At 60.6% G+C, this 12,892-nt stretch carries 9 protein-coding genes; 5 read left to right on the plus strand and 4 right to left on the minus strand.

Annotation, left to right across the window (positions count from 1 at the left end; genetic code table 11):
- Positions 1-7: 7 nt before the first annotated feature.
- Positions 8-3,457 (minus strand): transcription-repair coupling factor, encoded by a 3,450-nt coding sequence (gene mfd, locus PseuLF5_RS16725; RefSeq protein WP_123461943.1) that lies wholly within the window; start codon positions 3,455-3,457, stop codon positions 8-10.
- A 354-nt stretch (positions 3,458-3,811) separates the two neighbouring features.
- Here mfd and PseuLF5_RS16730 point away from each other — a divergent pair, with 354 nt between their 5' ends.
- Entirely contained in the window at positions 3,812-5,275 is a 1,464-nt protein-coding gene (locus tag PseuLF5_RS16730; protein WP_123461946.1) for a glyceraldehyde-3-phosphate dehydrogenase, read from the plus strand.
- A gap of 186 nt (positions 5,276-5,461) precedes the next feature.
- Here the strand turns inward: PseuLF5_RS16730 and PseuLF5_RS16735 are convergent, their stop codons facing one another.
- A complete protein-coding gene (locus tag PseuLF5_RS16735) occupies positions 5,462-6,763 on the minus strand; it encodes an MFS transporter (protein ID WP_322373730.1) in 1,302 nt (433 codons plus the stop codon).
- A 162-nt stretch (positions 6,764-6,925) separates the two neighbouring features.
- Between PseuLF5_RS16735 and PseuLF5_RS16740 the strand changes: the two genes are divergently transcribed.
- Positions 6,926-7,870, plus strand: coding sequence for an FAD:protein FMN transferase (locus PseuLF5_RS16740; RefSeq protein WP_225931031.1), 945 nt, complete (start codon positions 6,926-6,928; stop codon positions 7,868-7,870).
- 197 nt (positions 7,871-8,067) lie between these two features.
- Positions 8,068-9,462 carry a Si-specific NAD(P)(+) transhydrogenase gene (gene sthA, locus PseuLF5_RS16745; protein ID WP_064117858.1) on the plus strand — a complete coding sequence of 465 codons (1,395 nt, stop codon included), beginning with the start codon at positions 8,068-8,070 and terminating at the stop codon, positions 9,460-9,462.
- A gap of 42 nt (positions 9,463-9,504) precedes the next feature.
- Here the strand turns inward: sthA and PseuLF5_RS16750 are convergent, their stop codons facing one another.
- On the minus strand, positions 9,505-10,227 hold the full coding sequence (locus PseuLF5_RS16750) for a glycerophosphodiester phosphodiesterase (RefSeq protein ID WP_123461950.1): 723 nt from the start codon (positions 10,225-10,227) through the stop codon (positions 9,505-9,507).
- A 14-nt stretch (positions 10,228-10,241) separates the two neighbouring features.
- The gene (locus tag PseuLF5_RS16755) at positions 10,242-10,823 is read right to left on the minus strand and encodes a PilZ domain-containing protein (RefSeq protein WP_128614502.1); all 582 of its coding nucleotides are present in this window, start codon (positions 10,821-10,823) and stop codon (positions 10,242-10,244) included.
- A gap of 94 nt (positions 10,824-10,917) precedes the next feature.
- Between PseuLF5_RS16755 and PseuLF5_RS16760 the strand changes: the two genes are divergently transcribed.
- Together PseuLF5_RS16760 and lolD are read left to right on the plus strand one after the other, a co-directional pair.
- The gene (locus tag PseuLF5_RS16760; protein ID WP_123461954.1) at positions 10,918-12,168 is read left to right on the plus strand and encodes a lipoprotein-releasing ABC transporter permease subunit; all 1,251 of its coding nucleotides are present in this window, start codon (positions 10,918-10,920) and stop codon (positions 12,166-12,168) included.
- Positions 12,161-12,859, plus strand: coding sequence for a lipoprotein-releasing ABC transporter ATP-binding protein LolD (gene lolD, locus PseuLF5_RS16765; protein WP_123461955.1), 699 nt, complete (start codon positions 12,161-12,163; stop codon positions 12,857-12,859). Before PseuLF5_RS16760 ends, lolD begins: the two co-directional genes overlap by 8 nt.
- Positions 12,860-12,892: the final 33 nt, after the last annotated feature.

A 12,892-nucleotide genomic window follows, 5' to 3' on the forward strand; every position in this document is an offset into this window, starting at 1 on the left:
GCGTCCTTCAAGCAGTTTTCGGGATGAGGCGCTCGAACAGCGCCTCTACAGTATTAAAGCGCTCTTCCGCGCGCTCCATCGGCACCTGGAACTTGAACATCGTGGCGCCTTCGAATTTGTAGCGTTTTGGCTGGCTCTGGATCAGTTTGATCAACGTCATCGGGTCGACCGGCGTCTGCGCGGCGAACTCGATACGTCCGCCCTGCGGCCCGCCATCGACCTTTTTGATGCCCAACTGTTCGGCCTGCAATTTCAAGGCAGTGATGCGCACCAGGTTCTTGGTCGGCTCCGGCAGCAGGCCGAAGCGGTCGATCATCTCGACCTGCAGATCCTTCAGGCCCTCTTCGTCGGTGGCCGAGGCAATGCGTTTGTACAGAATCAGGCGTGCATGCACATCCGGCAGGTAGTCTTCCGGAATCAGTGCCGGCACCCGCAGGTTGACCTCCGGGCCACCGCCGAGCGGTTGATCGAGGTTCGGCTGCTCGCCCTTGCGGATCGACTTCACCGCACGCTCCAGCATCTCCATATACAGCGTGAAGCCCACGGCCTGGATCTGGCCGCTCTGGCCATCGCCGAGCAATTCACCGGCGCCACGGATTTCCAGGTCGTTAGTGGCCAGCACGAAACCGGCGCCAAGGTCCTGGGTATTGGCAATCGCCTCCAGACGCTTTTCCGCATCCGCGGTAATTTGCTGGCGCGGCGGGGTCAGCAGGTAAGCGTACGCCTGGTGGTGACTGCGACCGACGCGACCGCGCAACTGGTGCAGTTGCGCCAGGCCGAATTTGTCGGCGCGCTCGATGATGATGGTGTTGGCGCTCGGCACGTCGATGCCGGTCTCGATGATGGTCGAGGCGATCAGCACGTTGAAGCGCTTGTGATAGAAGTCGCTCATCACCTGTTCGAGTTCGCGTTCGCGCATCTGCCCGTGACCGATGCCGATCCGTGCTTCTGGCACCAGTTCGGCGAGATCTGCCGCGCATTTTTCAATGGTCTTCACGTCGTTGTGCAGGTAGTAAACCTGTCCGCCGCGCAGCAGTTCACGCAGCAGGGCTTCTTTGACCGTGCTCTTGTTCTGCTCCATGACGAAGGTGCGCACCGACAGGCGTCGTGCCGGCGGCGTGGCGATGATCGACAGGTCGCGCATGCCCGACACCGCCATGTTCAGCGTGCGCGGAATCGGTGTGGCGGTCAGGGTGAGGATGTCGACTTCGCTGCGCAGGGCCTTGAGCTGTTCTTTCTGGCGCACGCCGAAACGGTGCTCTTCGTCGATGATCACCAGCCCGAGGTTTTTGATCTTGACGTCGTCCTGCAGCAATTTGTGCGTGCCGATGACGATGTCGATCTTGCCTTCGGCCAGATCGGCGACGGCGGCGTTCACTTCCTTGGCCGATTTGAAGCGGCTCATCACTTCCACGGTCACCGGCCAGTCGGCGAAGCGGTCGCGGAAGCTGTTGTAATGTTGCTGGGCGAGCAGGGTGGTCGGCACCAGAATCGCCACCTGCCGACCACCATGCACGGCGATGAACGCGGCGCGCATGGCCACTTCGGTCTTGCCGAAACCGACATCGCCGCAGACCAGTCGATCCATCGGTTTTGGTGCGAGCATGTCTTCGCGCACGGCCTCGATGGTGGATTGCTGATCCGGGGTTTCTTCGAACGGGAAGCCGGCGCTGAACGTCGCGTAATCGGCTTTCGGGTCGGCGAACGCATAACCTTCGCGAGCGGCACGGCGGGCGTAGATGTCGAGCAGTTCGGCGGCGACGTCGCGCACCTGCTCAGCCGCCTTGCGCTTGGCTTTCTGCCAGGTTTCGGAGCCGAGGCGATGCAGCGGAGCCAGGGAGTCGTCACTGCCGGTGTAACGCGCGATCAGGTGCAGGTTGGCCACCGGCACGTAGAGCTTGGCGTTCTCGGCGTATTCGAGGGTGAGGAATTCCGCGGCCTGATTGTCGATTTCCAGAATCGTCAGGCCCAGATAGCGCCCGACACCGTGATCGATGTGCACCACCGGCGCGCCTTCGCGCAGCTCGGTGAGGTTTTTGATCACTGCATCGTTGGCGACATCGCTGCGCTTCTCGCGGCGGCGCCGCTGCATGACCCGCTGACCGAACAGCGGGCTTTCCGCGACCAGCGCCAGCGCCGGGTCGTCGAGCATCAGACCTTCGTCAAGCGGGGCAATGGTGATCGCCAGGCGGTCTTTGCCCGCGACGAAGTCCGGCCAGCTGTCGACGGTTTTCGGCCGCAGCTTGAGGCGTTCCAGCAGCTCCAGCAGCACTTCGCGCCGGCCCGCGGATTCGGCGGTGAACAGCACGCGCCCAGGGAATTCGTCGAGGAATGCCGAAAGCGCGGCCAGCGGTTGCGTGGCCTTGGCTTCGATCGCCAGATTTGGCAGGGATTGCGCCGGGAAGCGCTCACGGCCGACGCCGGTGTCCACATCCTGTTGACTGGCCACCACGCGCGGCCAGTTCTTCAGGCGGGCGAAGCAGTCTTCCACCGGCAGGAACAGCTCTGCCGGTGGCAATAAAGGACGCGATGGATCGACGCGGCGCTCTTCATAGCGATTGCGCACGTCGTTCCAGAAATTTTCCGCCGCTTGCTCGATGCCCGGCAGCGAGAACACCTGAGTGTCCTGGGGCAGGTAATCGAACAGGGTCGAGGTTTCGTCAAAGAAAAGCGGCAGGTAGTACTCGATACCGGCCGGAGTAATCCCGCTGCTCAGGTCCTGGAAGATTGGGCAGCGACGGAAGTCGACATCGAAGCGTTCGCGGAAACGCGCCTTGAAGCGGGTGACCGCATCTTTCTGCAGCGGAAACTCACGGGCCGGCAGCAGCTTGACTGAATCGACCTTGTCGATGGAACGCTGGTTTTCCGGATCGAAGGTCCGCAGGGTTTCGATTTCGTCGTCGAACAGGTCGATGCGGTAGGGTAGCTTGCTGCCCATCGGGAACAGGTCGATCAGCGCGCCGCGCACGGTGAACTCGCCGTGCTCGTAGACCGTGTCGACGTAGCGATAGCCGCTGGCTTCGAGCCGCGCGCGCATCTGCTCGACATCGAGTTTCTGCCCGACATCCAGCACCAGGCTGCTGCCGAGCAGGAATTTGGTCGGCGCCAGTCGATGCAGGGCGGTGGTGATCGGTACCACCAGCACGCCATGCGCCAGTTCCGGCAGTCTATAAAGGCTGGCGATACGCTGGGAAATGATGTCCTGGTGCGGCGAGAACAGGTCGTAGGGCAGGGTTTCCCAGTCGGGAAAATGCAGAACGGGCAAATCCGGGGCGAAGAAACTCAGCTCCTGTTCCAGCCGTTCGGCACTCTGGCTGTCGGCGGTCAGTAGCAGGGTGAAGCGCTTGGCAGCGCTGGCAGCCTCGGCAATCGCGAGACTCAGGGCAGCACCGGGCAGATTGCCCCAGTGCTGTTTACCTGCCGCAGCAGGGAGAAGCGGTAGACGCAGAACAGGCACGGAAGGTTGAGCTCCAGGCGTTGCGACAAAGTCGGTAATTGTAGCGGCGTCGGGTGCCGCCTGTCAGTTGCAGACTACGTCTATCTTCGTTGTTTGCGCGAAATGTAGTGGTAACCATAAAAACGAGCACTTTTTTCAGGGTTATGTAGTGCCGAAATCGGATGGTGTTACGGAGGGTTACAGACATCGTCTAACAGTAGTCGAAAAATTGACTGCGCTGGAGGCCCCGGTTTTACTGGGCTCGCGGAGGGTGTGATTTTTTTGGAGGAAATTTTGTTACCGATTGCGCGACAAGCGCGCATTGCTGAAAGAGGTTGTCGGCGGCATAATGTAGCCCCTTTTTTCTGCCCCTACATGTGGAAGGTTACCGTGACTCAGAAGCCCGACCAGTGTCTTGGTGAATGGATCGACCGTGAAGCACTCGCAGAAGCGATGATTCCGCTTATCGGTCAGCTCTACCGCAATAACAACGTGGTGAGCTCGATCTATGGCCGCAGCCTGATCAACCAGTCTGTCATCGCGATTCTCAAAGCTCACCGCTTTGCGCGCCACCGCTCTTCCGACGACAGCGAACTCTCCGTCCACGAAACATTCCCACTGCTCAAAGCCATGAGCGAGCTCAAGCTCGGCGCGGCTTCGGTAGACCTGGGCAAGTTGGCGTTCAAATTCCGCAGCGAAGGCAATGGCCGCAGCGCCGAGCAGTTCGTGCGTGAAGAACTGGCTGACGTGGTTGGCCAGCAAAACGCTTCGGCCCGCAAAGGCACTGACGTTGTGCTGTACGGCTTCGGTCGTATCGGCCGTCTGCTGGCGCGCATCCTGATCGAGAAAACCGGTGGTGGCGACGGTCTGCGTCTGCGTGCCATCGTCGTGCGCAAAGGCGCCGACAACGACCTGACCAAACGCGCCAGCCTGCTGCGTCGCGATTCGGTGCACGGTCCGTTCAACGGCACCATCGTCATCGACGAAGAAAACAACACCATCACCGCCAACGGTAACCTGATCCAGGTGATCTACGCGAAGAACCCGACCGAGGTGGATTACACCCAGTACGGGATCAAAGACGCGCTGCTGGTGGACAACACCGGTGTATGGCGTGACGCCGATGGCCTGGGTCAGCACCTGCAATGCCCGGGTGTCGCTCGCGTTGTTCTGACCGCGCCAGGCAAAGGCAAGCTGAAGAACATCGTTCACGGTATCAACCACAACGAAATCACCGCTGACGACAAGATCGTGTCCGCCGCTTCCTGCACCACCAACGCCATCGTGCCGGTGCTGAAGGCTGTGAATGACAAGTTCGGCATCATCAACGGTCACGTCGAAACCGTTCACTCGTACACCAACGACCAGAACCTGATCGACAACTTCCACAAGGGCGATCGTCGTGGCCGTTCCGCCGCGCTGAACATGGTGATCACCGAGACCGGTGCTGCCACCGCTGCTGCCAAGGCCCTGCCTGAGCTGGCCGGCAAGCTGACCGGTAACGCGATCCGCGTTCCGACGCCAAACGTGTCGATGGCCATTCTCAACCTGAACCTTGAGAAAGCCGCCACCCGTGAAGAGATGAACGAGTACCTGCGCTACATGGCGCTGCACTCCGATCTGCACAAGCAAATCGACTTCGTCAACTCGCAGGAAGTGGTGTCCACCGACTTCGTGGGTTCGCGTCACGCCGGTGTGGTCGACGCTGAAGCGACCATCGTTCAGGACAACCGCGTTGTACTGTACGTCTGGTACGACAACGAGTTCGGCTACAGCTGCCAGGTGGTTCGCGTGATGGAAGACATGGCCGGTGTAAACCCGCCAGCGTTCCCGCGCTAAGCACTCGTTGCAAATGAAAACGCCCCGACTTAGGTCGGGGCGTTTTTGTTTGTGTGGCTGGATCAATCTCTATTGCCTGTGCCGGCCTCATCGCTGGCAAGCCAGCTCCCACAGGTTCTTGGGAGGTTGCACAATTGTGTTCACGCCCGAAGTCCCTGTGGGAGCTGGCTTGCCAGCGATAGCGTCTTATCTGGCGCCGCCGACGATCGAGGCCTGCGCAGTACGCAGCTCATGCCGGTTACCGCGGAACAACACCAGCGTCGCAATCAAGCCCAGCACTGCAGCACCACTGAGCCAGATCCCCGGCGCTGCCTTGTTGTCCAGCACATGAATCAGGTAAGTACACGCCGCCGGGGTAAACCCGCCGAACGTCGCGGTTGCCAGGCTGTAAGCCAGTGAGAAGCCGGTCGTACGCACTTCAACCGGCATGATCTCGGTCAGCGCCACCACCATCGCGCCGTTGTACGAACCGTAGAGGAACGACAGCCACAACTCGACAATCAGCAAATGGCTGAAGCTCGGGTTCGCCACCAGCCACGACAGCGCCGGGTAGGCGGTCAGGATCGCCAGAATGGTCGCCGCCAGCAGCAGGGGTTTACGGCCGATCTTGTCAGACACCGCGCCCATCACCGGCAGCCAGAAGAAGTTCGATAGACCAATACACACCGTCACCAGTAACGCATCGAAATCCGACAGATGCAGTTCAGCCTTGCCGAAGGTCGGGGTGTAGGCGGTGATCAGGTAGAACGAAACGGTGGTCATCACCACCAGCGCCATGCCGGCGATGACGATGCCAAAGTTTTGACCGATCGAGCGGACAATTTCCCGCAGGGTTGGGCGATGTTTCCTGGCTTGGAACTCTGGCGTTTCCTCCAGCGAGCGGCGAATGACAAAGATCACCGGCACAATCATGCAGCCGATCAGGAACGGCACGCGCCAGCCCCAGTCACCCATTTGTTCCGGGCTCAGCCAGTGGTTGAGGCCGACGCCGAGCAGGCCGGCGAAAACCACCGCCGCTTGCTGACTCGCAGACTGCCAGCTGACGAAGAAGCCCTTGCGGCCTGGTGTGGCGATCTCTGCCAGATAGACAGATACGCCGCCCAGTTCTACGCCAGCGGAAAAGCCTTGCAGCAACCGACCGAACAGTACGAGCAGCGGTGCGGCGACGCCGAGGGTGGCGTAGCCCGGCACGCAGGCAATCAGCACCGTACCGGCAGCCATCAACGCCAGCGTGATGATCAGCCCTTGGCGACGGCCATGACGGTCAATGTAGGCGCCGAGGAAAATCGCCCCGAGCGGACGCATCAAGAAGCCGGCCCCAAAAGTGGCCAGTGAAAGCATCAGCGAAGCGAAGGCGCTGTCGGTGGGGAAGAAGGTCTTGGCAATGGCTGTGGCGTAAAAGCCATAGACCATGAAGTCGAACATTTCGAGGAAGTTGCCGCTGACAACGCGAAAAATCGCTTTGCCTTTGCCCGTGGTGGAGGACATGTTCAGGTACTCGCTATTGGATTTTGTATAAAGATGTTGCAGATCCTTTAATTCATAATGGCCGTCGCGGTTTTACGGAGAGATGAATAATTGTTCACTAGACGGTTGCTTGGGCTTGTGATTCTGGCTGGCTTATTGGCAGGCTGCGGCAATGGCGATTCCATGGAAAGCCTTGGTGGGGCGACCATGGGCAGCACGTATTCAATCAAGTATGTGCGCCGCGCCGGCTTGCCCGAACCGAAGCAAGTTCGCGGTGAAGTGGAGGGGATCCTCGGCGAAGTCGATCGGCAGCTATCGACCTATCGCAACGATTCGGACATCGAGCGCTTCAACGCTTTACCCGCCAATAGCTGTCAGAAAATGCCTGCAGCGGTACTCGAATTGGTCCGCACGGGCGAACAACTGTCAGCGCAAAGCGAAGGCTCCTACGACCTGACTGTCGAACCGCTGATGAATCTCTGGGGGTTCGGCCCGCAGGGGCGCGAAGAGAAAGTCCCTGGCGCCGCCGCACTCGCCGAGGTGATGTCGCGCGTCGGTTATCAGCACTTGCGCATCAATGGCGAGCAGTTGTGCAAGGACGCCGCCGTCGAAGTCGATTTCAACAGCATCGCCGCCGGGTATGCCGTCGACACCATTGCCGCCAGACTCGAAGCCATGGGTATCCATGACTATCTCGCTGAAGCCACGGGCGAGCTGAAGGCCAAGGGCAAAAAACTCGACGGCTCGGCATGGCGCATCGCGCTGGAGGAGCCGCGTGACGATCAACAGGTGGCCGAGCGCATCATTAATGTCGATGGCTACGGTGTGTCCACGTCCGGGGATTACCGTAACTATTTCCTGCAGGACGGTCGGCGTTATTCCCACACTCTCGATGCGCGCAGCGGGGCGCCGGTCCTACACAATCTGGCGTCAGTCACGGTGATTCATCCTTCAGCGTTGATGGCCGATGGACTATCGACGCTGTTGCTGATTCTCGGGCCGGAAAGGGCGTGGGACTATGCCGAAAAACATGGGATTGCTGCATTCTTCGTGATTCGTGCCGATACAGGTTTCGTCATCCGCACCAGCCGGGCGTTCGAGCGGCTCAATGGCGCAAAAGTTGACTGAAAACAGTACGAAGGCTGGCGTTGTAGTGCAGGCAAAAGTAGCCTACGACGCGACCAAGGGTTAATGTGCGCGGCGTTGACGCTTCTATAGACTGTGTCCGGGTTCTTCATTGGCCCCCAATTGTTCCTTCGCGCCGCGATTCGGCGTGATTTAGCCGTCGGTGCTGCTGGCATCGCGGCCTGTTCTGAGGAGTACGCATGGCTGTCTACAACTACGACGTGGTGGTGTTGGGTTCCGGCCCGGCGGGAGAAGGCGCGGCAATGAACGCCGCCAAAGCAGGGCGCAAGGTCGCGATGGTCGACAGCCGTCGCCAGGTCGGCGGTAACTGCACCCACCTCGGTACCATCCCGTCCAAGGCCCTGCGTCACTCGGTGCGGCAGATCATGCAGTTCAACACTAACCCGATGTTCCGGGCGATCGGCGAGCCGCGCTGGTTCTCCTTCCCGGACGTGTTGAAAAGCGCCGAGAAAGTCATTTCCAAACAAGTCGCTTCGCGTACCGGCTACTACGCCCGTAACCGCGTCGACGTGTTCTTCGGCACCGGCAGCTTCGCCGACGAGCAAACCATCGAAGTGGTCTGCGCCAACGGCGTGGTCGAGAAACTGGTGGCCAAGCACATCATCATCGCCACCGGTTCGCGCCCGTATCGCCCGGCGGACATCGATTTCCACCACCCGCGCATCTACGATAGCGACACCATCCTCAGCCTCGGCCACACCCCGCGCAAACTGATCGTTTACGGCGCCGGCGTGATCGGTTGCGAATACGCCTCGATCTTCAGTGGCCTGGGGGTATTGGTTGAGCTGGTGGACAACCGCGGTCAGTTGCTGAGCTTCCTCGACTCGGAAATCTCCCAGGCGCTGAGCTACCACTTCAGCAACAACAACATCACCGTGCGCCACAACGAAGATTACGATCGCGTTGAAGGCGTCGATAACGGCGTGATCCTGCACCTCAAATCCGGCAAGAAGATCAAGGCCGACGCCTTGCTCTGGTGCAACGGTCGTACCGGTAATACTGACCAGCTCGGTCTGGAAAACATCGGCGTCAAGGTCAACAGCCGTGGCCAGATCGAAGTCGACGAGGCCTACCGCACCTGCGTGCCGAACATCTACGGTGCCGGCGATGTGATCGGCTGGCCGAGCCTGGCCAGTGCCGCCCACGACCAGGGTCGTTCGGCAGCCGGCAGCATTGTCGATAACGGCAGCTGGCGCTTTGTGAATGACGTGCCGACCGGTATCTACACCATTCCGGAGATCAGCTCGATCGGCAAGAACGAGCAGGAACTGACCCAGGCCAAGGTGCCGTACGAAGTCGGCAAGGCGTTCTTCAAGAGCATGGCGCGTGCACAGATCGCCGGCGAGCCGCAAGGCATGCTGAAGATCCTGTTCCACCGTGAAACCCTGGAAGTACTGGGCGTGCACTGCTTCGGTTATCAGGCTTCGGAGATCGTGCACATCGGTCAGGCAATCATGAGCCAGCCGGGTGAGTTGAATACGCTGAAGTACTTCGTCAACACCACGTTCAACTACCCGACCATGGCCGAAGCCTATCGGGTAGCGGCGTACGACGGCCTCAACCGGCTTTTTTGACGGGCTCCGGCCGGTGGCCTGAGCCGGCCGGGGAGACCGATTTCAGCAATTCTCGAGGGTGGCAGTGGCCAAACCGGGAAAGTCTGTAATCAGGCTGTCAACGCCGAAGTCGGCGAGTCTGCGCATCAGCGCAGGCTCGTTGACGGTCCACACCGACACATGCAGCCCCTGACGCTGCGCCTTCTGCAGGCGTTCCGGCGTACACAGCGTCCAGTTCAGCGCCAGAATCTCACAGCCATAGTTGGCCGCGACCTTCAACGGGTCGAGCCAGGCGTATTCGGCTACCAGTCCGCGTGACACGTCCGGCACCAGGTCCAGTGCCGCTTTCAGCACTTCTCGCGAACTCGAAGTAATGGTCACCTTGTCGAGCAAGCCATGGCGCTGGGCCATTTCGCGAATCGCCAGCACGGTGGTTGCAGCGCGGGTGCGCGACGCACTTTTGACTTCCAGTTGCCAGTGCTCGAAATCACACTGCTCAAACAATTCTTCCAGCGTTGGAATCGGGCACGGCTTGATCCAGCCCGGGCCGCCCTTGCGCGCGTCGTAGGTCACAAGTTCCGCGGCGGTGTGCTCGACGACCTTGCCACGGCGGTCGGTGGTGCGCTTGAGGGTCGGGTCGTGGATGACCATCAACTCGCCGTCCTTGGACAGGTGCAGGTCCAGTTCGCAACGGCGCACGCCGTGTTTGAGACATTCCTGAAAACTGGTCAGGGTATTTTCCGGTGCTTCGCCCTTGGCGCCGCGGTGGCCGTAGATGAGGGTCACGGTGCTTCCTTAAATTAAATGCCAGATTCGTTCTGTTCGCGGGCCAGGCGTCGTTCCTGGGCCTGCTTCTGCAAGATATAGCGCGCGAGCAACTGGCGCTGGGCGTCGGTCAAGTGTTCGAACTCGGTGCCGACGTCGTAGCCGTCGCCCTTGCGATCGCAATGGGTGACGCGGGCGCGCAGCAACAGGCCGAGCGCCTGCGGCATCAGCACCAGTTTCACCGACAGGTGCGCGCCAGTGGCAAGCGCGGTCGGGTGCTGAAAGTCGATCCCGCCTTCGGAGATGATCACCGGTTGCGGCTCGCCGATGTGGCCGAGCACGGTCAGGGCGACCACCTGGCTGAGCAGGTCGATGCGCTTGTTCTGGGATTTGAGGAACGCGGCGATGGCCCGGTCGCGCTCGCTGATCTGGCGCAACAGGTGTTGCGACTCGAATTCACTCAGGTGCAGTTCACTGAGCAGGTTGAAGAGCGGGGAAGCATCCTGCAACACTTCCTGGCCTGCGGCTTCGGGAGCGGACAGGGGCTGAATTTCCAGTGCGATCGTGTCCTCGATACGGTAGTATTCGCGGCGATCTTCTTCATCTAATGTCGACATGGCGAACCCATGGTAGCGGCGGTGGTCTGAGTGTAAAGCTGGTTATCGACCCCCGCCACAAGGACGTTCCTTTTCCCTCCGAACAAGCCCCGACATGTTCAGACCTCTCTTCGTATTTATCGGCACGCGTTATACCCGTGCAAAGCGTCGCAATCATTTTGTGTCATTCATTTCCCTGACTTCGATGATCGGGCTCGCCCTTGGCGTGGTCGTGATGATCGTGGTGCTATCGGTGATGAACGGCTTCGATCATGAGATGCGCACCCGTGTGCTGGGCATGGTGCCTCACGCGACCATCGAATCCACCGAGCCGATCAACGATTGGCAAGGCCTGGCCGCCAAGGTCAAGCAGAACCCGCAGGTGACGGCCGTTGCGCCATTCACCCAGATGCAGGGCCTGCTGACCAATAACGGTCAGGTGTCCAAGGTGTTGCTCAACGCCATCGACCCTGCGCTCGAGCGCAATGTGTCGATCATCGACAACTTCATGCAGCAGGGCAAACTCGACGATCTGACGCCGGGCAGCTTCGGCATTGTGATCGGTGACAAGGCCGCGACCAAGCTCGGGGTGGGCATCGGTGACAAGATCACCTTCGTCGCACCGGAGGTCAGTCTGACCCCGGCGGGGATGTTCCCGCGCATGAAGCGCTTCACTGTTGTGGGCATTTTCCATGTCGGCGCTGGTGAGCTCGACGGTTACCTCGGCGTGACCAACCTGCAGGATCTGGCGAAGATGCACCGCTGGAAACCTGATCAGGTGCAGGGCATCCGCCTGAAGTTCGACGACCTGTTCCAGGCGCCGCGTGTGGCGTGGAACATCGCCCAGCAACTCGGTGAAGACCATTATTACGCCCGCGACTGGACCCGTACCCACGGCAATCTGTATCAGGCCATCCGCATGGAAAAAGCCATGATCGGCCTGTTGTTGCTGCTGATCGTCGCCGTGGCTGCGTTCAACATCATTTCCACGCTGGTGATGGTGGTCAACGACAAGAAGGGCGACATCGCCATTCTGCGCACATTGGGCGCCACGCCGGGCACGATCATGCGCACGTTCATGGTGCAGGGCACGGTGATCGGCGTGGTCGGCACGGCGATCGGTGCCGTGGTGGGGATTTTCGCCGCGCTCAACGTCAGCGCGGCGATTTCGGCCCTCGAAGGGCTGATCGGCCATAAATTCCTGAATGCCGACGTGTATTTCATTGATTACCTGCCGTCGCAGGTGCAGAGCCAGGACGTGGTCATGGTCTGTGCCGCTGCGTTGGTCCTGAGTTTCCTCGCCACCCTGTATCCCGCCTGGCGTGCCGCGCGCACCCAGCCGGCGGAGGCGTTACGTTATGAGTGAGTCGGGCATGAGTGAACAAGCAATCCTGAGCTGTCGCAACCTGGGCAAATCCTACGAGGAAGGCCCGGAATCGGTGGAAGTGCTGGCCGGTCTGCAACTGGAGTTGCACCCGGGCGAGCGTGTGGCGATCGTCGGCAAATCCGGTTCGGGCAAAAGTACTTTGCTCAACCTGCTCGGCGGCCTCGATACGCCGACCCAGGGCAGCGTCTGGCTCGACGGCGAAGAGTTGTCGGCCCTGAGCGAGAAGAAGCGTGGCCTGCTGCGTAACCGTGCCCTCGGGTTCGTGTACCAGTTCCACCACTTGCTGCCGGAATTCACGGCGCTGGAGAACGTCTGCATGCCGCTGCTGATCGGCAAGACCGCGATCCCTGAGGCGCGCCAGCGCGCCACGGCCTTGCTGGAGCGAGTCGGCCTCGGGCACCGTCTGGAGCACAAACCGGCCGAGTTGTCCGGTGGCGAGCGTCAGCGTGTGGCCATTGCCCGTGCCCTGGTGAACAACCCGGGTCTGGTGATGCTCGACGAGCCCACCGGCAACCTCGACTCCCACACCGCCGAAGGCATTCAGGACCTGATGCTGGAGCTGAGCACGTCGATGCGCACGGCGTTCCTGGTGGTGACTCACGACATGAACCTGGCTCGTCAGATGGATCGCGTCCTGCAGTTGCAGGAAGGCTGCCTGACGCCTATCTGACCGGCTGAAACCCGGTGCCTGTAAATGCGCCGG

This window comes from Pseudomonas sp. LF-5 (genome assembly GCF_037626295.1).
GTDB lineage: Bacteria > Pseudomonadota > Gammaproteobacteria > Pseudomonadales > Pseudomonadaceae > Aquipseudomonas > Aquipseudomonas monsensis.